This window comes from Martelella limonii, from assembly GCF_013344475.1.
Taxonomy (GTDB): Bacteria; Pseudomonadota; Alphaproteobacteria; order Rhizobiales; family Rhizobiaceae; genus Martelella; species Martelella limonii.
This window is the reverse complement of record NZ_JABUOU010000005.1, coordinates 254,264-276,106: the sequence shown is the minus strand read 5'-3', so window position 1 is coordinate 276,106 and position 21,843 is coordinate 254,264. Positions and strand designations below refer to the sequence as shown.

At 62.6% G+C, this 21,843-nt stretch carries 18 protein-coding genes; 7 read left to right on the top strand and 11 right to left on the bottom strand.

Going from position 1 to position 21,843, the window contains the following annotated elements; genetic code table 11:
• The 3 genes from repC to repA all read right to left on the bottom strand — a co-directional run.
• On the bottom strand, positions 1–907 hold a 907-nt coding region (repC, locus tag HPQ62_RS13220; RefSeq protein WP_174803023.1), incomplete at its 3' end, for a plasmid replication protein RepC.
• 156 nt (positions 908–1,063) lie between these two features.
• Positions 1,064–2,050 carry a plasmid partitioning protein RepB gene (gene repB, locus HPQ62_RS13215; protein WP_174803022.1) on the bottom strand — a complete coding sequence of 329 codons (987 nt, stop codon included), beginning with the start codon at positions 2,048–2,050 and terminating at the stop codon, positions 1,064–1,066.
• Positions 2,051–2,122: 72 nt separating this feature from the next.
• A complete protein-coding gene (gene repA, locus HPQ62_RS13210; RefSeq protein ID WP_174803021.1) occupies positions 2,123–3,328 on the bottom strand; it encodes a plasmid partitioning protein RepA in 1,206 nt (401 codons plus the stop codon).
• 564 nt (positions 3,329–3,892) lie between these two features.
• Here repA and HPQ62_RS13205 point away from each other — a divergent pair.
• A complete protein-coding gene (locus HPQ62_RS13205) occupies positions 3,893–6,550 on the top strand; it encodes a DNA translocase FtsK (RefSeq protein ID WP_174803020.1) in 2,658 nt (885 codons plus the stop codon).
• 266 nt (positions 6,551–6,816) lie between these two features.
• Here the strand turns inward: HPQ62_RS13205 and HPQ62_RS13200 are convergent, their stop codons facing one another.
• From HPQ62_RS13200 to HPQ62_RS13170, 7 genes are read right to left on the bottom strand one after another with little or no spacing between them, the layout of a single operon-like run.
• Complete coding sequence (locus HPQ62_RS13200) at positions 6,817–7,938, bottom strand: PLP-dependent cysteine synthase family protein (RefSeq protein WP_174803019.1); 1,122 nt, start codon at positions 7,936–7,938, stop codon at positions 6,817–6,819.
• Complete coding sequence (locus tag HPQ62_RS13195; RefSeq protein ID WP_174803018.1) at positions 7,935–8,309, bottom strand: Rid family detoxifying hydrolase; 375 nt, start codon at positions 8,307–8,309, stop codon at positions 7,935–7,937. Before HPQ62_RS13195 ends, HPQ62_RS13200 begins: the two co-directional genes overlap by 4 nt.
• Positions 8,306–8,893 (bottom strand): peroxidase-related enzyme, encoded by a 588-nt coding sequence (locus tag HPQ62_RS13190; RefSeq protein ID WP_174803017.1) that lies wholly within the window; start codon positions 8,891–8,893, stop codon positions 8,306–8,308. Before HPQ62_RS13190 ends, HPQ62_RS13195 begins: the two co-directional genes overlap by 4 nt.
• Positions 8,890–9,378 carry a hypothetical protein gene (locus tag HPQ62_RS13185; protein WP_174803016.1) on the bottom strand — a complete coding sequence of 163 codons (489 nt, stop codon included), beginning with the start codon at positions 9,376–9,378 and terminating at the stop codon, positions 8,890–8,892. The genes HPQ62_RS13190 and HPQ62_RS13185 overlap by 4 nt, the downstream gene beginning before the upstream one ends.
• Positions 9,375–10,664 carry a TRAP transporter large permease gene (locus HPQ62_RS13180; protein WP_174803015.1) on the bottom strand — a complete coding sequence of 430 codons (1,290 nt, stop codon included), beginning with the start codon at positions 10,662–10,664 and terminating at the stop codon, positions 9,375–9,377. Before HPQ62_RS13180 ends, HPQ62_RS13185 begins: the two co-directional genes overlap by 4 nt.
• Positions 10,661–11,182 carry a TRAP transporter small permease gene (locus tag HPQ62_RS13175; protein WP_174803014.1) on the bottom strand — a complete coding sequence of 174 codons (522 nt, stop codon included), beginning with the start codon at positions 11,180–11,182 and terminating at the stop codon, positions 10,661–10,663. Before HPQ62_RS13175 ends, HPQ62_RS13180 begins: the two co-directional genes overlap by 4 nt.
• 5 nt (positions 11,183–11,187) lie before the next feature.
• Entirely contained in the window at positions 11,188–12,195 is a 1,008-nt protein-coding gene (locus tag HPQ62_RS13170) for a TRAP transporter substrate-binding protein (protein WP_174803013.1), read from the bottom strand.
• Between the two features lie 107 nt (positions 12,196–12,302).
• Here HPQ62_RS13170 and HPQ62_RS13165 point away from each other — a divergent pair, with 107 nt between their 5' ends.
• Genes HPQ62_RS13165 through HPQ62_RS13155 form a run of 3 tightly spaced genes read left to right on the top strand, consistent with a single transcriptional unit; the run spans position 12,303 to position 15,716 of the window.
• Complete coding sequence (locus HPQ62_RS13165; protein ID WP_244629681.1) at positions 12,303–13,268, top strand: LysR family transcriptional regulator; 966 nt, start codon at positions 12,303–12,305, stop codon at positions 13,266–13,268.
• Between the two features lie 18 nt (positions 13,269–13,286).
• The gene (locus HPQ62_RS13160) at positions 13,287–14,717 is read left to right on the top strand and encodes an NAD(P)-binding domain-containing protein (protein ID WP_174803012.1); all 1,431 of its coding nucleotides are present in this window, start codon (positions 13,287–13,289) and stop codon (positions 14,715–14,717) included.
• Between the two features lie 15 nt (positions 14,718–14,732).
• On the top strand, positions 14,733–15,716 hold the full coding sequence (locus tag HPQ62_RS13155) for a membrane dipeptidase (RefSeq protein ID WP_174803011.1): 984 nt from the start codon (positions 14,733–14,735) through the stop codon (positions 15,714–15,716).
• Between the two features lie 66 nt (positions 15,717–15,782).
• On the opposite strand, the gene HPQ62_RS13150 is transcribed toward HPQ62_RS13155, so the two are convergent.
• Positions 15,783–18,143 (bottom strand): hypothetical protein, encoded by a 2,361-nt coding sequence (locus HPQ62_RS13150; protein ID WP_174803010.1) that lies wholly within the window; start codon positions 18,141–18,143, stop codon positions 15,783–15,785.
• A 147-nt stretch (positions 18,144–18,290) separates the two neighbouring features.
• On the opposite strand from HPQ62_RS13150, the gene HPQ62_RS13145 reads away from it, so the two are divergent.
• The 3 genes from HPQ62_RS13145 to HPQ62_RS13135 all read left to right on the top strand — a co-directional run bounded on the left by HPQ62_RS13145 (position 18,291) and on the right by HPQ62_RS13135 (position 21,840).
• On the top strand, positions 18,291–20,438 hold the full coding sequence (locus HPQ62_RS13145) for an ATP-binding protein (protein WP_342343709.1): 2,148 nt from the start codon (positions 18,291–18,293) through the stop codon (positions 20,436–20,438).
• The gene (locus HPQ62_RS13140; protein WP_174803009.1) at positions 20,435–21,085 is read left to right on the top strand and encodes a response regulator; all 651 of its coding nucleotides are present in this window, start codon (positions 20,435–20,437) and stop codon (positions 21,083–21,085) included. The genes HPQ62_RS13145 and HPQ62_RS13140 overlap by 4 nt, the downstream gene beginning before the upstream one ends.
• Positions 21,086–21,282: 197 nt before the next feature.
• The gene (locus tag HPQ62_RS13135) at positions 21,283–21,840 is read left to right on the top strand and encodes a cytochrome b (RefSeq protein ID WP_244629680.1); all 558 of its coding nucleotides are present in this window, start codon (positions 21,283–21,285) and stop codon (positions 21,838–21,840) included.
• The last annotated feature ends 3 nt before the right edge of the window (positions 21,841–21,843 follow it).

Here is a 21,843-nt window from a genome sequence, read left to right as displayed (position 1 = left end):
CATCGAGCACCAGTGCCAGCGGCAATTCGCGCTTCGGCAGGGTGTGGAGGTTGTCGGTTTCCGCGGCGCTGCCGCTCGCTTCTGTCTTTTCTCCAAAGCCGTATTCAGATTCAAATTGGGATTCTGGATTTGAATTCTGTTTGTGGCGCGCAGAATGAGACTCATTGGCGTTCATATTTTCCGAATTGACGTGGAATTCCAATGTGTCGCGCACCTCTTCATGCAGAAGCGAAAGCGCATCGCAGATATCCTCGGCCGTCGTCACGTCAGGCATGCGCGGAAGCCGGTCGATGATGGCGCGGTAAACCTGGCTCATCTTCGCCCAGTCGCCAGGAACCCCCTCGTCAAGCGCTGCCTCGATCATCTTGACGATGTCCCGGCGCAGAAGCGTCAGCCGCTCGCGCGCGCATTTCAGCGCCTGCCGTTCGGCAGCAATCGTCTCGGCGAGCGCAGCAAACTCTTGCGCCCGCGCGACAAGCGGCGACAGATCAAAACCATAGGCCTGCTCCACCTGCCCTCCCCTGCCCTTCCTGGCAAAGCGCTTGCCGTTCGGGCTGTCGCGGCGGATGATCAGCCCGCAATCGACCAGGACCGCCAGATGGCGCCTGAGCGTTGCCGGCGAAATGCCGTTGGCGCGCGCGATCAGCTGCTCGTTCGACGGCCAGACGACAAAGCCTGTCTCGGCCGAGAGCTCGTTTTCGGGATAGAAGGTCAAAAGCGCATTCAGGATCGCAAGACCGCGATCGCTGGCGCCAAGCGCTGCCCGCGCCGCGCGCACATTGTGGAACAGTTTCCACTTGTTCGCCCGCGCGCCTTCCGGTACCGCCCGCGCCGCCTTCTGGGCAGAAAGCATCGCAAGCGTCATCGGCCGCCGCCCAAAGGGCGTCGTCGTCATCGCATGTTCCATGGTTCACCTTTCAAAAAGGCAAAAGAATCCACCCCTCCCCCACACCAAATGCGAGGAAGCCTCTTGACGGATACGAACGGAAATGCGAATCAGTAGGTGCTAGTTACAAATCGGCTTCCGGACGCTTGTCGTTTGGGGGCCTTTTTCTTTTGCGCGTTATCCTTTCTTCTGCTGGCGTTGAAATTCGGCATAAAGCTCTTCCAGTTGCCCGGAGAGATAGGCGCCGAACGCATCTGCATCCTGCGCCTTGAGAGAGAGCGAAAAACCATTGGCGGCGTTCTTCGTTGTCACGCTCACCTTGTTGTCGCTGAACGACCACGACGTCTCGCTGGTGTTTTTCGGCCGGGCCCGTCTTCCCTTCCGCTTCAGCTCATCGAGCAATGCAAGGCATCGCTCCGGCGAGGCGAGCGCCTGAAATGCGTCCTCGCTCATGAACTGACGGGCCTGCTGCAGCTTGGCCGGCGGCAGCAGCAACCGCTTGAGCTCATCCCACCGATCCCGGCCGATGCCCTTGGCGGCGCCGATCTGCTCGAGAATATCCATCGGAATGCCGTCGGCGACCGAAAGCATGCGCGACAGCATGGCATTGTCGATGCTGAGCGCTTGGCGAATGGCCTCCCTGTCGATGCCGGCGGCGAGCAACCGGCTGGCAAACAGCGCCTTCTCGATGAAGGAAAGATCTGCACGCGCGGTGTTTTCCTGCCCCTGGGCAACCACATGCGCCAGCTCCTCGAGATCGCGAATGATCGCGCGCACCTTGATGCCAAGCGTCTTGGCCGCCCGCGTGCGGCGATGGCCGTAGACCAGGATGAACCGGCCGGCGATATCGGGATTGCGGCGAACCAGGACCGGTGAAATCTGCCCCGCCTCGCGAATGGCTTCGACGAGGACGTCGAACGCCTCTCCATCCTCCTCGATGCGATCGACATAAGGCGACGGGTCGATGTCGTTCGGGTCGAGCAGGACGATCATCTCTCCATCCTGGACGCGCAGCGAATTCTCCGCCATTTCCTCCAGCGATTGCAGCATCGAGCGCGACGCGCCGCGAAGCGCATAGGCGGAGCGTCCGTCGCGGGCGGCGTCCGGCGCCTCGGGCTTTTCCTTTGGTCCGCCGAGCTGGCTGAGGAGATGCTTTCGTGCCATGTCAGCCCACCCTTTTCAGCGATAAGCGATTGAAGTGACGGCAAGAATCACCGCGTCGTACGGCTGGCAACATCATTTTCGCCCCCATGCTTCGTGGATCAGATCGGCGATCTCGCCATTGACGTCGTTGAGACAGCCGATCGCGCGGTCATAGGTCGTGCGCGTGAACTGGACGCGCTCGACTTCGTAAAGCGTCTGCTTGGTGATGCCAGCATCGGAAATGGCGGTCGACTTCACCATGTGGTTCTTCAGCATGCGGCTGCCGAACATGGCCTGCATGAAGCCGACCATCTGGGCCTGCGGTCCATCCGTCGGCTCGTAGCGGGTCACCAGATAGCGGAACCAGTTGAGCTTGACGCTGGCGCCGACGCTGCGGATCGAATCCAGAATGCCGCCGAGCATCAACAGGAACTGGCTCATAGACAGGATGTCGAGCATCTGGGGGTGCACGGTGATGAGCACCGACGTGGATGCGGTCAACGCCGTCAGCGTCAGATAGCCAAGCTGCGGCGGGCAGTCGATCACCACGACGTCGTAATTGTCCTCGACCTCCTTCAGTGCCCGCGTCAGCCGGGTAAAGAACAGCCGGCCTTCCTGGGACGAGCGGTCGGTGGCGGCGAGCGGCGTTTCGTACTCATATTCCTGCAGTTCGAGATTGGCCGGCACGATATCGAGACCGGGAAAATTCGTCGGCCGTATGATGGCGCTGATCGGCTTGATCTCGTCATCATAACGCAGCGCCTCGAACAGCGAGGGGGAATTGTCGAGTTCCGGCTGAATGCCGTGCAACGCCGTAAGCGAGGCCTGCGGGTCGAGATCGATGGCGAGCACGCGGTGGCCGGTGAGCGCGAGATATTGCGCAAGGTGGGCCGTCGTCGTGGTCTTGCCGCTGCCGCCCTTGAAATTGACGACCGACAGGATCTGCAACGCATCGCCTGGCCGGCGGTGAGGGACGTAGAACTTTTCCGAGCGGCCATTCTTGTCCAGAAACCGGCGAAGCTCCAGGATCTGTTCGGCGGAATAGGACCGCCGGCCGGAGGCGGAAACGACCGGCGAGGGCCCCTTGCCTTCCAGATGAAGTTTCTTGATATGGTTCTGGGTGACGCCGAGAAAATCGGCGACCTCCGCAATGCCGAAAAGCCGAAGGCCCTTCTGGGCGTTCGGCGGGAATTGCTCGATGCGCAGCAGGTCGAGCTTATCCGAGATAAGCTTTCCCTGATCAAGGATCTCATCGGCAAAATCTGTCTTGCCGGCGTTTGGAACGGACTGTGTCGTCAAGGAATCACTGCCATCGACTCGGTTAATTCTCAAAGAACGCTTTTTGCCCGGAGTGGCCCTTAAAAGCGTTATTAGTATGGACCGATTCGTTGCCTGCGCAAGGCATTTTTAGTTAATGAGAGGTTAACGTCTCAGGCCACCCTGCGACAGTGCAAAAACAGCGCCGGCGGCGGAACGGAAGCGCGCTGAAAATGCATCGCTGTGCGGTCATGCTCCGTGCGAAAAACGCCGCGCAGAGATATCTCTAACATTCTCTTTTTCTTGCAGATAATGCGATTCTGTACGGCTGGCAATCAAACCATCACAGGGCAACCGGTATGGGCGCGCCGACATGGCCGCGCACCGTGTTGAAGGAGTGCGCTTCCGTCGGGGACAATGTGAACGGGCGGCACGCTTCAATGAAAGCGGGGAGGGACCGGCACCCACCCATGCGCGCGCGTTCATTCACGAGGCCCGCGCCAGACTTCTGCAAGCCCCGCAAAACGGGCCGGACGAAACGACTGGTTAACGTTTTTTTCCTATGATTTTGACTGTGTGACAGTTCTCAGATTGGTCTTCATCAGCATGCCTATTTCGCGTTATCCCAGCCTTCAATCGAAACCCGCCGATTCGACAAAAACGGACAACGCCGAAGCAGAAGGCGCAAAGACCGCCGAGGCTTCGCGACGCAATCCGGAAGCGGCCATCCTTGACCCGGATCGTCTGCCGAGCTGGCAGCGCCCCTTCGTGCTCGGCCCGAATGTGCGCTTCACCCGCACCCCGCACCGCAAGCATCCCGAGCCCGGAATGGCAGCGGCCGATGATCCGGAAGACGTCGCCTTCGGTCCGCAGCTGCCCTCACCGGCAACGGCGCTGCAGGAGCGGATCGCAGAAGAACTGCCCGCGGCGAGGCCTGGCGCTGAGGACATCGAAGCGCTGAGGGAAGAGAGCGACGACCTCGCCGAAGACATCTTGGATAGAGCGGAAGAGGGGGCGTCGATGCCCTGGTATCTTTCGCCGGATGCCGACACCGGGATCGCCACCGCCGATGCCGCGATTGAGACCGGAGGCAGTGATTCCGTCAGCGCCGAGCCCGATCCGGCGACAGCCGGCATGCATGAAGAATTGATCGGAGGAAGTGCCGTAGTGTCTGAAGCAGATGTCATTCTTGAAGAAGCCGAAGACGACGTCTTTTCCTATCTGCCCGACGGGCTTGCTTTCGAGATGATGGCGCTTGGCGGCACGCAACGCCGGCCGGCAGAACGGCGGGCACAGAAGGAAGGCCACGCCACGATCGCCCCGCAGCCGGTGGCGCCGGCCGAGGCGCTTGAAGAGACGATGGATGCCGTTCTCATGACCGCACCTTGGACCGCTTCATGCACGGCGGCACAGGATGACATCGAGACCGTGGTCAATGCAGTGGAACCGAGCACGGGCGACCGCCCGTCGCCGGTCGCGCTCTATCGCCAGGTCCTGCTCCACAGCCCGGTCCGTGCTGCCGCTGCGGCCATCGCCGAAGCGCCGGAAGCACCGCCCGCATGCGATGACAGCGCGGAAGAGACCGCTCCCGTCATGGAACACATGGCGGAGGCAGAGGCAGAGGCAGAGGCAGACGAAAGCACGGATAGCGTGCATGATGAAGTTTTTGCACCTCAACCGGTCAACCATGTCGCGAGTGTCTCTCCGCTCAACGTTCTGGCAAAACATGAAGAAACCGATTTCATCTTCCCCTCGATCGAGCTCCTGCAGCAGCCGCGCACGGATGAGGCCAGTGAGCTCAGCCAGGAAGCGCTGGAGCAGAGCGCCGGGCTTCTCGAGAGCATTCTGGAAGATTTCGGCGTCAAGGGCGAGATTATCGATGTGCGTCCGGGACCCGTGGTCACGATGTATGAATTCGAGCCGGCGCCGGGCGTGAAGTCTTCGCGCGTCATCAATCTTTCGGATGACATCGCCCGCTCCATGTCGGCGCTGTCCGCCCGCGTGGCGGTCATCCCCGGCCGCAACGTCATCGGCATCGAACTGCCGAACGAGGAGCGCGAGACCGTCTATCTGCGCGAACTGTTCGAAAGCCGCCAATACATGACGACGGATTTCCGCCTGCCGCTCTGCCTCGGCAAGAATATCGGCGGAGAGCCGGTCGTGGCGGAACTTGCGAAGATGCCGCATCTGCTGGTCGCCGGCACCACCGGTTCGGGAAAGTCGGTCGCGATCAACACCATGATCCTGTCGCTGCTCTATCATCTGCGCCCGGAAGAATGCCGCCTGATCATGGTCGATCCGAAAATGCTGGAACTGTCGGTCTATGACGGCATCCCGCATCTTCTCACCCCGGTCGTGACCGATCCGAAAAAGGCCGTGCTGGCGCTCAAATGGGCCGTGCGGGAAATGGAAGAGCGCTACCGCAAGATGTCGCGGCTCGGCGTGCGCAATATCGACGGCTTCAACAAGCGCGTTGCGGAGGCGCGCGCCTCGGGCGAGACGATCATGGTCTCGGTGCCCACCGGCTTCGACCGCACCACCGGTGAGCAGATCTTCGAGGAACAGGAACTCGATCTTTCGGCGCTGCCCTATATCGTCGTCATCGTCGACGAGATGGCGGACCTGATGATGGTCGCCGGCAAGGAGATCGAGGGCACGATCCAGCGCCTGGCGCAGATGGCGCGCGCGGCCGGCATCCATCTGATCATGGCGACCCAGCGCCCCTCGGTCGATGTGATCACCGGCACGATCAAGGCCAACTTCCCCACCCGCATCTCCTTCCAGGTCACGTCCAAGATCGACAGCCGCACGATCCTCGGCGAACAGGGCGCGGAATATCTTCTGGGGCAGGGGGACATGCTGCACATGAAGGGGGGAGGGCGGATCGCCCGCGTCCACGGACCCTTCGTTTCCGATTACGAGGTCGAGAAAGTGGTCGATCACCTCAAGACCCAGGGCACGCCCACCTATCTCGGCAGCGTCGTCGTCGATGAGGAAGAGGATGAGGAAGGCGAAGAGGATACGCCGGTCTTCGACGCCACCGAGATGGCAAGCGAAGGCGATGATGCCGACGAGCTCTTCGCCAAGGCAGTCAAGATCGTCCAGCGCGACAAAAAGTGCTCGACCTCCTATATCCAGCGCCGCCTGTCGATCGGCTACAACCGTGCCGCCTCGCTGGTGGAACGCATGGAAAAGGAAGGCCTTGTGGGTCCGGCAAACCATGTCGGCAAGCGCGAGATCCTCGACACGGGCGCTGCCGGCTGAAACGCGTCTGCGCCGGGATAGAAGCCAACACCGGCCGGCCCTGGCCGGTGTTTCCGGCTGCGGACCCGGAACCGCTGCCGATCGAAGAATCCGTGCAGACGGTCCATCTTCTTCGTGCTTCCGGCTGTCTCACCCAAGAACGGCTCGGCAATTTTTGAGCCCCCCATGCGGCGGGCAGGGATCTCAAATCCCTCTCCGTCTCGCTGTGGCGGATGCACGATCCCGTTGTAGTGTCTGTTGAATACCGGCCCCTGCGGCCGTCGCCTTCAGTCAGGCTGGAGGCGGCCGGTGTCGAGGAAGCGCTCGAGCTGGTCGACATGGCGCGCGATGTCGAAACCGTTTTCAGTGAGCCAGTCCGGATTGTAATAGGTATCGGCATAGCGCGCGCCGCTGTCGCAGATCAGCGTGACGAGCGAGCCCTCGCGCCTTTCATGCATCATCTGCGCGGCGATCTGGCAAAGCCCGAAGAAATTCGTGCCCGTCGAGCCACCGACCTGGCGGAAGATACGCTTCGACAAAACGTGCATCGCCGCAAGCGAGGCAACGTCTGGCACGCGGATCATGTGGTCGATGACCGTCGGCAGGAAGGAAGGCTCGACGCGCGGCCTGCCGATCCCCTCGATCCTCGAGCCGTCATTGCGGCAGACGGTGCGGTCGCCGCTGACATAGCTGTCGTAAAACACGGAGTTCTCGACATCGACAACGCAGAGCCGCGTCGGCAGGTTGCGATAGCGGATATAGCGGCCGATCGTCGCCGATGTGCCGCCCGTGCCGGCGCTCATCACCACCCATTCGGGCGTCGGATGCTCCTCGTTCTCAAGCTGGGCGAAAATGCTCTCGGCAATGTTGTTGTTGCCGCGCCAGTCGGTGGCGCGCTCGGCGAAGGTGAACTGGTCGAGATAGTGGCCGCCGGTCTCGTTGGCGATCTGCTGCGCGGCATCGTAAACCTCGCCGGAGCGCTCCACCAGATGGCAGCGCCCGCCGAAACGCTCGATCGCCTCGATCTTCTGGCGCGAGGTGGTCCGCGGCATCACCGCGATGAAGGGCAGATGCAGGATGCGGGCGAAATAGGCTTCCGATACCGCCGTCGAGCCGGAAGACGCCTCGACCAGCGTGGTGCCCTCGCGGATATGGCCGTTGCAGATGCCGTAGAGAACCAGCGAACGGGCAAGACGATGCTTCAGGCTGCCGGTCGGATGGGTGCTTTCATCCTTCAGATAGACCGAGAGTCCGGTAAGGCCGGGAAAGACCGGTTTGATCAGGTGCGTATCGGCGGAGCGGCGGGCGTCGCCCTGCAGCAGGCCGATGGCGCGGCGCGCCCAGGCGCGCTCGGCGCAGGCCGGAAGCGCGATCGACAGTGAATCCGCAAGCAGATTGTCGCCGCTCATAGCGCGATCACCGCCTCGACCTCGACCATCGCGCCCTTGGGAAGCGCCGACACCTCGTAACAGGCGCGTGCCGGGAAGGGCTCGGAGAAGGCCCTGCCATATTCCGCATTGACATCGGCAAAGCCGGAAAGATCGGTCAGCAGCACGGTCGTCTTGATCGTCGCCGAAAGGTCGGCGCCTGCCTCTTCGGCAATCGCGGCGATGTTCTTCAGGCATTGGCGCATCTGCTCGACAGCGCCGCCTTCCACGAAATCGCCCGTCGCAGGATCGATCGGGAGCTGGCCGGAGACGAACAGCAGATCGCCGTGGCGCACGGCCTGGCTATAGGGGCCGATCGCTGCAGGCGCCTTGTCGGTGTTGATGGCTTTCATGACGGCGTCCCTTTTTCTTCATTGTCCGAATGGCCGAGCGGATGCATCAGCCGATTGGCCCAGCCGAATATAGCAATAGCATGAATGAGGTCGATAATCTCGAACGGCTCGAGGCCGGCCGCCTTGAGCGCCGCGATATGATCGCCTCCGGCGCGGGGCGGTGTTGCCGTCAGCGCTTCGGCAAACGCGACGATGGCGGCGTCGCGGGCCGACAGGCTTTCGCGGTTTTCTGTCCAGAGCGAAGCAATCACCGCGGAGGAGCCGGAGAGGCGGATGTGCTGGCGGGCATGGACATTGGCGCAGTAGCGACAGCCATTCACCATCGAGGCGGCAAGCGCCCCCAGTTCCCGTTCGGCGCGCGGCAGGCCACCCTCGGCATACATGATGGCATTGAACAGCGTGGTGCGCGCCACATAGCTTTCCGGGTCATGGGCGAGCGTGCGCACATAGGGCGAGACCTTCTTCGCCGACGGCGTCACCTTCATGGCTTCGAGCTGTTCCGCCGTTGCCTCCGCGATCTCGACGGGCGGCAGATGCGGATGCCAGGTGAGCGGCTTTATGCGGATCGAACCAAGCCTCGTCATGCGGACTGCTCCAGAAGCAGCAAGCCATGGGCGACCCTGATCTGGAAGCAGACGAAAGCGAGAAGCTCCGAAAGCGCGATCACCTGCGGCACGGTCATGCCCGCCTCAAGCAATGCCTCGAGGCTCTCGCGGCTGCTCGCGCCCGGATTCGCCGCGATCATGTCCGCATGGTCGGCCATGGCCGCAAGCCGGCGGTCCTCAGGCCTTTCCCCGTGCGAAAGAGCTGCAAGCGCTTGATCTTCGGGCGCGGGATAATCGGCGAGCAGGCGGTCATTTTCAGCCGTCAGGGCCACGCGGCGGGCGAGGGCTGCACGGAGCGAAGGCGAAAGGCCGAGATCGTTATCGGGCGTAAGCACCGCCATGCGGCAATCTTCCGCGCCGTTCAGGAATTCGGGGCGAAGCGCGCGAAGATCAAAGACGGCGCCGCCTTCTGCAAGGTTGGCTGCGCGATCCAGCGCGTCAGGCCGGGCATGGTGTATGGTCATTGAGGTCCCATGATGAGATTGGGGAGCCAGAGCGTGATCTCGGGCACGGCTGCGAGCAGGATCAGCACGACAATCGGCGGGATCAGCAATGGCAGGATCGAAATCGCCAGCTTTTCGAAGCGGACGCCCGAGACAGCCGACATCAGGTAGAGCCCGACGCCGAGCGGCGGCGTGGCAATGCCCAGAAGCAGGGCAAGCGTGATCACCATGCCGAACTGCACCCGGTCGATGCCGAAGGCATCGGCTGCAGGCAGAAGCAGCGGCAGGAGAATGATCTTGGCCGGCGTCGCTTCCATGAAGCAGCCGATGATGATCAGCAGCACGATGGTAAAGGCCATGAAGATCCAGGGCTTGCTGATCGCCTCCAGAATGCCGGAGGCAAAGGCCTGCGGCACCTGTTCGAAGGCAAACAGCCAGCCCATGATCTGGGAAACGCCGATGATCATCATGATCAGGGACGAAAGAACCGCGCTTTCCGTCAGCGCCGTGCGGACGCCCTGCCAGGTGACAGTACGGTAGAACAGGCCGATCAGCAGTGAATAGCCGCAGGCGATCACGCCAGCTTCCGTCGCAGTGGCAAAGCCGAAGATGATGGCGCTCAGGATGATCGCGGGCGCGATCAGGGCCGGAAGGCCTTCTATCGTCGCGCGGCGGATATCGCGCATGCTGGCGCGCTTCTCCCGCGGCATCGGCGTCCAGGTCGACACGACGCGGATATAGAGGATGAAGGCGAGCGCGACGAGAATGCCGGGCACGATGCCGGCAAGGAACAGCCGCGCAACCGACTGGTTGGCAAGCCAGGCGTAGACGATCAGGCTGATCGAGGGCGGAACGATCGGCCCGACCAGAGACGTCGCGACGGTCAGCGCCGCGGAAAACTCCGGCGAATAGCCGCGCTCGCGCATCGCCTTGACCTCAAGCTGGCCGAGACCGGCGATATCGGCCGTTGCGGCGCCCGAGACGCCCGCAAAAAGCAGCGATGCCACGACGTTGACATAGGCAAGGCCCGCCCGGAAATGGCCGATCAGCGCCAGGCAGAAATTGAAGATGCGATCCGTCAGCCCGATCGTGTTCATCAGATTGCCGGCAAGCACGAAGAAGGGGATCGCGAGCAGCGCCGGCTTTGCGGCACCATCGAGGATCTGCTGCGGCACGACGATCGCCATGTCGCCGAAACCCGCCCAGTAGAGACCGATAATGGCGCCCGCGCCAATGGCGACGGTGACCGGCACGCCGACGAGCATCAAGAGCACGAAGCCGCCGATGACGATCAGACCGAGGATCATTCGACCGCTCCTTTTTCCGCCGTTTCGATGTCGCGCGGAAAGGCATCCGCGCGGCCGGTCGCAATCTCGATGAAGGACAACAGGAAATGCAGGAAAATCAGCGTCGCCGAGATGAAAAGCGGCAGCGACTGGGTCCAGATCGGAAGGCCGGTGCCATCCATCGGCGCGCGCTGCAGGGAAATCAACGCCGGCGCGCCGCGCAGGATCGTGGCCATGACGGCCATGCCGACGGCTGAGGCAAACATGCCGCCCATCCGGCGCCAGAACGGCGGCAGACGGCTCATGAAAATGTCGACAACGACATCGCGGCGGCTGCGCATGTAAACGAAAAAGCCGAGCAGGAGCATCCACATGAACAGAAGCAGCGTCCAGGAGAAAATCCAGCCGAAGGCGTGATCAAACACCGCCCGGAAGGCGACGTTGAAGAGGTTGAGGGCAACCATGACGGCAAGACAGAGGGTTGCCAGCCCCTTGAAGAGGCTGGCGATTGCGTCGAGAAGACCGTCAAGCGTGCGCATGAGGCTTACTGCTTTGCAGCCTGGACGGCGTCCATCAGGCCCTCGGGCAATTCGCCCTTGTCGGCGCGTTCCTGATAGAAGACAGCCATTTTCTCGACGAAGGGCGCGGTGTCGAAGTCGAAATTGACGCTGACGCCCTTCTTGGCTTCGAGGTCAGACTTCAGCGAGACTGCCTGTTCTTCCAGAAGCTCCCTGGAATAGGCGGACGCTTCGCTGTGGGCGCGCTCGAATGCGGCCTGCTGTTCCGGCGTAAGCTTGTCCCAGGCCTTGGCGTTCATCATCCAGGCCACAGCCTGCGGATATTCATCGGTACGGATGATGTTCGGCGCGACCTCGTAGAAACGGGTGGATTCGATCAGCTCCGCAGGCGAGGTCACGGCGTCGACGATGCCGCGATTGATGCCGTCATAGACCTCGCCCCAGGGAAGCACGCGCACTTCCGCGCCGAGATAGGTCCAGGCGTCGATGATCAGCTGATCCTGAAACTGGCGCAGTTTCAGACCCTCGATGTCATCCACCGAGGTCACCGGGGTGTTGGAGAGAAGGGTGCGGAAGGTGCCCCGCGGCATAGCCGGAATATTGCCGAGAACGGTGATGTTGGCCTTTTCCTCCACCGTGCCGAGCCATGACTGGAACAGGTCGCCATCGATGAAGGTCGACCACTGGTCGTAATTGTCGAACAGGAAGGGCGCGGACGCATAGCGGATGCTGTCTTCCCAGCGCGACATGAAGGACAGGCTCGAAGGCGCGAGCTGGATGATGCCCTGGCTCAGCTGCTCGATCACCGAATCCATCGAGCCGATCTGCTCGTTGGGATAGATCTTCACCTCGATGTCGCCATCGGTATATTCCGAAACGAGGTCGGCGAACTTCTGGTAGGCCTTACCTTCGAAGCTGTCGGGCGTCATCATGGAGCTCAAGCGCCAGACATCGGCGGCCGCAGCCGGCTGCGTCATCGCGATCGTGCCGATTGCAATCGTCGCGATACCCGCGATGCGTGTTATCAAAGACATGCTGCTATTCCTCTCTTTATTGCACCTTCCCGCTTCAGGCGGTTGGCGCATGAATGGCTCGATCTGCACTTGCCAATATCACATATATGGATAATGATGAGCTTAATATGTCAATATCGAATGATAAAATTTCCGATGTGAAATCGCTCGAAGCCTTCCAGGCCGCCATGGCCTGCGGCTCGATGACGGCTGCCGCAAGGGAACTGGGCATCGGCCAGCCTGCGGTGACGCGCCAGATCAAGGAGCTGGAAGAGGCCGTCGGCTTCCCGCTGTTCCACCGCAACGGTCCGCGCATTTCGCCCACCGAGCGCGGCCTGCAATTCTATGGCGAAGTGCAGCGGCTGATGGCGGGCCTGCACCAGATCCGCGAACGCGCGGCCGCCATCCGCGAGGGCCGGATCGCGGCCATCGACATCGCCGCCACCCCCACCATGGCCGGCGGTCTCTTGAGCCCCACGCTTGCCCGCATGGGGGGTGATCTCCCGGGCGTCGTCAACATCGAGACCATGAATGCCGAACATGTGGCGCGCGCAGTCACCAATCGCACCGCAGATTTCGGCATTTCCGCGCTACCCCTGGAACATGCCACGCTCGAAGCCAAGGTGATCTGCGAATCCCGGCTGGTCGCCGCCGTCGAAAAGGGGGGCGCTTTCGATGTCGGAGACCCGCTTCCGCTCCGCGCTCTCGCAAGCGCCCGCCTTCTGACCGTCGGCAATGCCTACCGGATCCGTGGCAAGATCAATGGCGCGCTTGCCCGCCAGAACATTGCGCCCGCTGGCGAGATCGTCACCAATTCCTCGCTCAATGCCATGATGGCTGCGCGCGCCGGGCTCGGCATCGCGATCATCGACCCGATCACGGCCTTCGGCATTCCGGTCGAAGGCGTTTCGATCCGCCCCCTGTCGGTCGAGCTCAGCTATATCTGGGGCCTTTTCAGTGCCGCCGGACGTCTGCTTCCCGGCGAACTCCTCACCTTTGCGGCAAGCTTCAAGGCCGCCTGTTCTGAAATTATCCCCGACTGCGTGTTTCACGATCCCTCCGATGTCCGCCTGCTGGAGCGGTCCAGCCTGTAACTCAAGGAACCGAACTTCATGACGCAACCGTCCGGACTTGCGGCCCTCGAGGCCGAACTTCTGCGGCAACGCACGCTTTTGAACCTGCCGCCGAAGGCATGGATGCCGAGCAGGGAAGGGCCGGCGGGCGCGGAGGTTCTGGATGTGGCGATCGTCGGCGCGGGTCTTTGCGGCCTCGCCGCCAATCTTGCGCTCCGCATGGAGGGAATTTTCAGGATCCGGCTCTTCGACCGCGCCAGCAAGGGCAGGGAAGGGCCGTGGGTCACCTATGCGCGCATGGAGACGCTGCGCACGCTCAAGCAGGCGGCCGGTCCCGCGATGGGCATTCCGGCGCTCACCTTCCGCGCCTGGTTCGAGGCGCAGTGGGGCGCCGATGCCTGGGAGCGGATGGAGCTTGCGCCGCGCACCATGTGGATGGACTACATGAACTGGTTTGCGCGCGTGAGCGAGGCCGATGTCGTCAATAAATGCGCGGTCGAAAGGATCACGCCCGAGGGCGATCTTCTGCGACTGACGACATCGGAAGGGCCGGTCTATGCGCGCCGCGTGGTGATCGCAACCGGGCTCGACGCCATGGGCGCGCCGCGCCTTCCGGAGGTCGCGCGCCATATCCCGAAGGGCAAGGTCTATCACTCCGCCGATGTCTTCGACACCGCGACCCTCAGGGGCAAGCGGGTGATCGTCGTGGGTGCCGGCGCCTCGGCCATGGACAATGCGGCAACCGCGCTCGAAGAAGGCTGCGCGAGGCTCGACCTTCTGGTGCGCCGCCCTGCCATACCCGTCATCGACAAGTTCACCGGAACCGGCTCGCGCGGCATGACGGCGGGCTTCGTCGGCCTGCCTGACGAGGTCAAGTGGGAAATCATGAACGAGGGCGACCGTTTCCCCGTGCCGCCGCCGAAACATTCCGTCGAACGCGTCGCCCGCCATGCCAATGCCTTTCTCCATGTCGGGGCTCCGGTGACCGCGATCGAGGAGCGCGCAGACGGCATCCGCGTCATGACACCCAAAGGCGCGCTCGACGCCGATGTCGCGATCTTTGCCACGGGCTTCGGCATCGACCTTTCCCAACGCCCGGAGCTTGCGGAATTCGCGCCGCATATCCGCAGTTGGGGCGATGTCATGGGCGCCAACAAGGCGGCGGAAAATCCGGGCCTTGCCGCCCATCCCTATCTCGCGCCCGACTTCACCTTCCTCGAGAAACAGGAAGGGGCGTGCCCCGCGCTTTCAAGGCTCGCCTGCTTTGCCTACCCCTCGGTTCCGAGCCACGGCAAGGTGACCTCCGGCATTCCCTCCTCGAGCGAAGGTGCGCGCCGGCTGGCATCCGGTCTGGTCCGCTCCTTCATGGCCGAGGACGCGGCGATCCATCTGGCCCGCTTCCGCAACTACGACATTCCCGACATGACCGGCGAGGAATGGCTCCCGACCAACCTTGCCGCCACCGCCTGATTTTAGGAAAGACCCATGACCGACCTTCATTCCTCCGCAATCGTCATCGACGCGCTGCAATGCTCTGACTTCAACCGCGACATCCTTCTGGAAGCAAAGAGCGGCGGCGTGACCGCGATCAGCGCCTCTTCCGTTCTCTGGGAGAATTTCGAGGGCGGGATCGAATACGTGATCATGTGGAAGCACAAACTTGCCGAAAACGCCGATATCGCCATGCCCGTCAGGACGCTGGACGATATCCGCCGCGCCAAGGCGGAAGGCAAGGTCGGCATCATCTTCGGCTGGCAGAACACGTCGCCTGTCGAGGACCGGCTCGATTATTTCGCGATCTTCAAGGATCTCGGCGTCAACATCATGCAGCTGACCTACAACACCCAGACGCTGTTCGGCGCGGGCTATCTGGAAGAAAAGGACAGCGGACTGACCGGCTTCGGCCGCGAGGCCGTCGACGAAATGGGCCGTTGCGGCATCCTGATCGACCTCTCCCATGTCGGCGTCCAGACCGCGCTCGACACGATCGCCTATTCGCAAAAGCCGGTTGCCATTACCCACTGCCTGCCGCGCAGCCTGAAGGATGTGCCGCGCAACAAGCCGGACGAGGTCTTCAAGGCATGCGCGGAAAAGGGCGGCGTCATCGGCACCTCGCTCTTTGCGCCGGGTCTTGCGAAGGGCAATGACGCGACCGTCGCCGATGTCATCGACGCCATGGAATACACCATGGATCTGGTTGGCGAGGACCATGTCGCGATCGGAACCGACTTCAACCACAACCGGCCACGCCCTGGCCCTTGGCTCTTGTGGGCCAACAAGGACAAGGGCACGGGTCGCACGCTGACCGAATTCGGCTCTGCCAAGATCACCAAGCCCGAGGGCATTCGCCGCAATGACGAATTTCCGAACCTGACGGCGGAAATGCAGCGCCGGGGCTGGTCTGATGCCCGCATCTTGAAGATCCTCGGCGGGAACTGGATGCGTCTCTTCGCCACCGTCTGGGGCTGACCCACAAACGGAAAGGTAGGCGGGCCGTTAGCCCGCCTACCGCGCATCAATGCCGTTTCAAATCTCTCAGAAGGTCACGCGCCAGTTAGCCGCAACCCAGGCATTGGCCGATTCGCCACGCGTGGTGACATTGCCCATGATCGACAGGGTGGAGCCCGCAATATCGACCTCGAAACCGGCCCCGGCGCGCAGCCAGTCCTGCTGATAGGAAGCGCCTGCGAAGTTGAAGCCGCCAAGCCCGAGCACCTGTCCGCTGACATTGGAACCATGGCTCTGGAACCGATGGACGCCTTCGAGCGTGCCGATCAGGTTGACCTTTTCGCTGACCGGAATGGTGGTGTCGAAGCCGTAACGCAGCTCTGTCGTATCGTCGCACAGCCTGTCGAATGAAGCCGGGAAGGCGCCGCCGGTTTCCGTGTAGCCATTGAGGCAGTTACTCGCAAAGGAGACCTCGCCATAGGGCGAGAGGTAGGGCAGGGCGTTTTCCCACTCCAGACGGCCGCGGATGCCATAGCCTTCCGTACCGGTATTGCCGACGGAGCTATCGATCAGGCCGCCATTGGTGACGTAGTTGCGGGTGATATCGGCTTCGCCCCAGAGCCCGACGCCGGTGACGACGCCCCAGAGCCCGCTGACCTCATCTCCCGCCAAAAGGCCCATGGCTTCAAGCTTGACGTAACCGGCATTCACATCGGTGCTGCCACCAAACATCGTGTTCTGGTTGAGACCGGTATAGCCGACGATGCCGTTCAACTGGATGGGACCAAAATTGTGACCGAAGCCGAATTCGCCAAGCCCGAGCGTGCCGTCGCGGCTGCCGTGATCGTCACTGCCCCAGTCGCCGCTTGCCCAGGTGATCGATTTGCCCGCGGGCGCGCGCCGGTCGAGCGGGCGGGAGCCCGCGCCATTGGTGATGATCCCAAGGCTGTTCAGCGTGGCCGTCGCGGCAGTCGCCGTGGTGCCAAGGCTTGCCGCGAGCGACGTGACGGTGATCAGGCCCGCGCCGCCGCCTGCGCCCGATCCGCCGCCGGCCGTACCGCCGCCGGTATTGCCGCCTGTGCCGCCGCCGCCCGTGTTGCCACCGGTATTGCCGCCCGTGCCGCCGCCCGTGCCGCCATTGCCCGTTGTTCCACCGCCAGCCGTTCCGCCGCCGCTGTTCCCGCCAGTGGACCCGCCACCGGTCGAACCGCCACCCGTGCTTCCGCCACCTGTCGTGCCGCCGCCGGTACCGCCGCCTGGCAAATTACCGCTTGGCCCGGTCCCGTTGCCGCGCGCGATGTAGACCTCGTCATCGCGCGTCCGTCCGACCACGACCGAGCCGTCTTCATTGGTGGCATCGGCGGTCTCCGTGATGATCGACTGGCCGGGGAAATTCGCAGGCACCTCCGCGCCGCTTGCGCGCAGCCAGTCCTCGACCGTCACCATGCCGGTGTCCTCGGACCACCGGAAGCCGTGCTCGCCATTATAGCTGACATTGCCGACGATGACCTGGCCATTGCCCGAAATGCCCTGGGCCCAGGACAGGACCGAGGGCGCGCCATCAAGTCCACCCAGCGAGCCGATCTCGCCATTGACCCAGCGGACGGCTTGAGCCGCATATCCCTTTTGCGAGTAGCCGGCGATGATGCTGCCGTCCCAGGAAATGTCGGTCGCAACGGTGAGCTTGTTTTCAAGGGAGGGCAACGCCTCAATGCCCGTCGCCTCGGTCCAACGGAACCCGTTCTGAAGGTTGCCGGCAGTCATAGCCATGCCGACGACCACCGAGCCGTCGTAATTTGCAGAAAGCGGCTGGTCCGCCTTGATGGTGTCCCCGCCGGGAAGGAAGCCAAGGCTTTGCATGCCGTTATCCGCGGTCCAGCGGAAACCTTCGCCATTGTTCAGGCCGCCGCTATAGCCGACCACGACCTTTCCATCCCCGGAAACGGCCGTCGCCAACGAGGTGAAGCCGTCATTGAGCGTGCCGAGCGCTTGAAACCCGCCAGCTTCCGTCCAGCGATAGGCCCCGCCCGTGCCGAAGAGATCGCCCGAGGCCTTGCCCACGATGACGCTGCCGTCCTCGGAAATGTCGGTGGATGTGTAGGACTGTCCCTGCACCAGCGGCGAACTGGCGGGGCGGTCGGCCGAAGGCCGCGTGCCATTCGCGGCATCCCATATGAAACCGCTCTGGATGCTCTTGGCATAGCTGCGATACACCGTGCCGACAAAGGCGCTGCCGTCGGCCGTGATCCCGCCGATCGTCGCCATGTCGGTCAGGCCCTTGCCGTAGGTCGTATCTTCGGGATCGCCGTAATAGGCGCGTATCTCCGCAGCCGGATTGAAGATCTGGATGCTGGCGGTTTCTTCTGCACTGGCGCCCGATACCACAACAAGTGACAGTGAGGTCAGCGCGGTGGATCGAAAAAACCTCTTGTAAGTCTTCGCCGTCATTGAAAAAGTGCCCTTCCGATGAGTCAACAATGCCTCAAGGAGCAGTAGCGGAGCAGAATGCGTCGCGGCATCACCTGAACAGGTGAGGTTCCGGCGCGCCACGCATGTATAAAACCAGTAGAACCGTTCTACGGAGAAGCGTTGCAGGTGCTCAAAAGTTTGACGCCGTTTACTGTTCTGGCCATTGCCGCTCTCGCTGGACTTGCCGCAGTCCTGGCAACGCTTGCCGTCGCGCTTGATCGCCCCTGGCTGGGGCTGCGTTTCTCGGTCGAAGACTGGTCTTCCATCGTCCGCATCGAAGACGTGGCACCCGATGGTCCCGCACGGCTGCTGCCGCCCGGCATGGCGGTTTCGGCGATCGGCGACGTCGTTCCGGAGCCGGGCGATCTGATCGACGAGCCGGATGTGGCGGAAAGCTACAAGGCGCTTGCCCGCTTCTTCGAGCGGCAAAGGCTGCTGAACCGGGTCCTGTCCGCCGATGCCGTCACCATTTCGGCAAATGAACCCGAGGTTCGGCAATTCCTGGTCACCCCTGCCCCGCACCGCCCCATGGACAGCCTGCCTGCCGTGTTCTGGGTCCAGATCGTGACCGGGCTTGCAACGCTTCTGATCGGCGTCTGGGTCTGGAGCCTGCGCCGCGACGACATGGCCGCGCGGCTTTTGGCTGCAGCCGGGATATCGATCCCCGTTTCGGCATTTCCGGCGGCCATCTATTCGACGCGCGAACTGGCGCTACCCGGCGATCTCTTCCATGCGCTGTCCGCGCTCAATCACTTCGGAACGCTCTCTTTCGGCGTTGCCCTGCTCGGGCTCTTCCTCGTCTATCCGAGGAGGCTGGCTTCAAACCGGCTTATCCTGGTCCTGGCACTCCTGTTCGGGGCCGTCTGGGTACTGGACTGCCTGCAGCGCGTGTTCCCGAGCCCGACCGAGGGCGTCTTTGTCTCCGTGGTGATCCTCATGGCTGGCATTCTTGTCAGCGCTGCCGTGCAATATGCGGTGAGCCGCCGGGACCCCGCGGGCCGTGCTGCGATCCGCTGGTTTGCGCTGTCCGTCGGCCTTTGCGCGGGGAGCTTCGTTTCGGTCATCATCCTTCCAAACCTGTTCGGCGTTCGCCCGACGATCGAGCAGGGCTATGCCTTCGTGTTGTTCGGCCTCCTGTTCGTTTGCGTTGCCGTGGGCGTTGCCCGCTATCGGCTGTTCGAGCTTGAAGGCTGGGCCTTTGCGGTTCTGACCTATCTCGGCGCCTTTGCTCTTCTGCTTCTGCTTGATGCGACGCTGATCTATTTCATGGCCATCGACCGGTCGGAAGCCTTCGCGCTATCGCTGCTGGTCGTCGCGCTGGTCTATCTGCCCTTCCGCGACTGGATGGCAAGGCGGCTGATGGCGCGGCACGCATTCGACCGCGAAACATTGTTCGGACGGATCGTCGACATCGCCCTTGCCGAAAACAGGGTGCAGGAGGAACGCTGGCGGCAGATCCTTCAGGACGCGTTTCAGCCGCTGCAGATCTCCGTCGACAGCTATTCTCATGAAACCGAACCATCCATCGCCGATGACGGGCTGTCGCTTCGCCTGCCGGCCATTGCCGGGCTTTCTCCGCTGAAATTGACCTACGCCCATCGGGGCAGGCGGCTGTTCAGCCCGCGGGACCGCCGCTTTGCCGCCGACATATGTGCGATGCTCGGCCATGCCATCATGAGCCGCGATGCGCGCGAGAGGGGGGCGAGCGAGGAGCGCATGCGCATAGCCCGCGACATGCACGACAATATGGGCGCACAGCTGCTTTCCGCCCTTCACAGCCAGACTCCCGAACGCAAGGACACGCTGATCCGCGAAACGATTTCGGACCTGCGCGATATCGTCAACAATGCAGCGCGCGGCGGCAAGAGGCTGGACGAGCTGCTCGCCGATCTCAGGATCGAGGCGCTGGAACGGCTGGCGGCGGCCGATATCACGCTCGACTGGCAGGATGCCAGCGACGATGGCGATGTCATGCTCGCGCCGAACGTCGCCTATGCGTTGCGTTCCATTCTGCGCGAAATCATCAGCAACACCATCCGCCACTCCGGGGCAGGGCGGATGCGGGTGCGCTTTGGCGTCAAAGACGGCATCGTAGAACTCGACGTCAGCGACAATGGCCGGGGGCTTTCCGCGCAGACGGAGCGGACCGGCAATGGCCTCGCCAATCTGGAAGCCCGCCTTGTCGCGCTTCATGGCACGCTGCATCTCTGCGATGGACAGCCTGGCCTTTCCGTTCGCGCCCGCTTTCCGCTGACGGAGGACCACCAGCCATGACACGCATCTTGATTGTCGAGGACCTGGGAGAGGCGCGGACATGGCTGACGGCCATTGCGAAGAAAGCCTTCCCCGCGCCGCATGCTGTTGATGCCGCGACCACGATGAAAGCCGGGCTCGCAGCCGCGGCTGAGTATGATTACGACGTGGCGCTGATCGATCTCAGCCTGCCGGATGGCACCGGGATCGAGGTCCTCAGGGCGCTGAGGTCGCGGAACGCGCAGACGCTTTGCGTGATCACCACCGCGATGGGAGACGATGCCCATATCGTCTCGGCGCTTTCGGCCGGCGCCAATGGCTATCTCTTGAAGGAGCAGCCATCCGACATGATCGTCAGGCAGCTGCAGCAGCTTGCGGAGGGCATTCCGGCGCTGTCGCCGGCAATCGCAAGGCGGATCATGGAGCATTTTCAGCTGACCGGACCTGCGGCGGAACCGGAGAGCGCCCTTACCGAACGCGAGCGGGAGGTGCTGGCGCTCATCAGTCGCGGTCTGCGCAATGTCGATGTTTCCGAGCAGCTTGGCCTCTCGGGCAATACCGTCGCGACCCACATCAAGTCGATCTATCGCAAGCTCGGCATCTCCTCGCGGGCCGAGGCATCCTGGTATGCGGCCATGATGGGGCTTGCACCGGGCAAGGCGGAATAGTCCGGCGGTCGGCCGGTGCTACGCGCAGCGCTCCGGCATGAAGCCGGAGGGCGGACGGTTTGCCTTCTGCGCGACTGTGCACAGACTTTACCACCTGTCTGATTTACCCTGATACCATGCACTGCTATCTTCGCGTGACAGATCGGCCTGCGCATTGCGCCTTGTATTCGTGCCGGCCGGCAGATCGGGAGAAAGAATTGAACGAAAAGACAGGACCGGGCACGCCGTCGCGGCTTGCAATAGAGGTCGAGCGCTATCCCGCGACCTCGCGCATCCTTCACTGGGTGATCGCCGTTCTCGTGCTGCTGACATGGCCGCTCGGCATGGTCATCAAATTCGTGAAGAACGAAGTCTCGCTCGATTTCTACATGATCCACGAAAGCCTTGGCTTTCTGGTCCTGTGGCTGATGCTGCTGCGGGTCGGCAACCGGCTTCTGACGCGCAAGCCGGAAGAAGATGGACCACGGATCGAACAGATCGTGGCCGCTTCCGTCCACGGCATGTTTTATCTTTTCCTGATCATCATGCCGCTGAGCGGCTTTCTGGCCACGAACGCACACGGCTTTCCGTTCACCTGGTTCGGCGTCCTGCCGATCTGGAGCCCGATCGGCAAAGCGCCCGATATTGCCGGAACCCTGTCCGCCATCCATCTGGTGACCGCGTGGATCCTCGCCGTCCTGTTCGTGCTCCATATCGGTGCGGTGCTGATGCATCATGTGATCCGCCGCGATTTCACCCTCTACCGGATCCTGTAGCGC

What these genes read in the sequence shown, in the direction of transcription:
- repB (WP_174803022.1), bottom strand. Translation starts at nt 2,050, where the DNA reads ATGGCACGAAAGCATCTCCTCAGCCAGCTCGGCGGACCAAAGGAAAAG.
- HPQ62_RS13205 (WP_174803020.1), top strand. Translation starts at nt 3,893, where the DNA reads ATGCCTATTTCGCGTTATCCCAGCCTTCAATCGAAACCCGCCGATTCG.
- HPQ62_RS13200 (WP_174803019.1), bottom strand. Translation starts at nt 7,938, where the DNA reads ATGAGCGGCGACAATCTGCTTGCGGATTCACTGTCGATCGCGCTTCCG.
- HPQ62_RS13195 (WP_174803018.1), bottom strand. Translation starts at nt 8,309, where the DNA reads ATGAAAGCCATCAACACCGACAAGGCGCCTGCAGCGATCGGCCCCTAT.
- HPQ62_RS13190 (WP_174803017.1), bottom strand. Translation starts at nt 8,893, where the DNA reads ATGACGAGGCTTGGTTCGATCCGCATAAAGCCGCTCACCTGGCATCCG.
- HPQ62_RS13185 (WP_174803016.1), bottom strand. Translation starts at nt 9,378, where the DNA reads ATGACCATACACCATGCCCGGCCTGACGCGCTGGATCGCGCAGCCAAC.
- HPQ62_RS13180 (WP_174803015.1), bottom strand. Translation starts at nt 10,664, where the DNA reads ATGATCCTCGGTCTGATCGTCATCGGCGGCTTCGTGCTCTTGATGCTC.
- HPQ62_RS13175 (WP_174803014.1), bottom strand. Translation starts at nt 11,182, where the DNA reads ATGCGCACGCTTGACGGTCTTCTCGACGCAATCGCCAGCCTCTTCAAG.
- HPQ62_RS13170 (WP_174803013.1), bottom strand. Translation starts at nt 12,195, where the DNA reads ATGTCTTTGATAACACGCATCGCGGGTATCGCGACGATTGCAATCGGC.
- HPQ62_RS13165 (WP_244629681.1), top strand. Translation starts at nt 12,303, where the DNA reads ATGTCAATATCGAATGATAAAATTTCCGATGTGAAATCGCTCGAAGCC.
- HPQ62_RS13160 (WP_174803012.1), top strand. Translation starts at nt 13,287, where the DNA reads ATGACGCAACCGTCCGGACTTGCGGCCCTCGAGGCCGAACTTCTGCGG.
- HPQ62_RS13155 (WP_174803011.1), top strand. Translation starts at nt 14,733, where the DNA reads ATGACCGACCTTCATTCCTCCGCAATCGTCATCGACGCGCTGCAATGC.
- HPQ62_RS13150 (WP_174803010.1), bottom strand. Translation starts at nt 18,143, where the DNA reads ATGACGGCGAAGACTTACAAGAGGTTTTTTCGATCCACCGCGCTGACC.
- HPQ62_RS13140 (WP_174803009.1), top strand. Translation starts at nt 20,435, where the DNA reads ATGACACGCATCTTGATTGTCGAGGACCTGGGAGAGGCGCGGACATGG.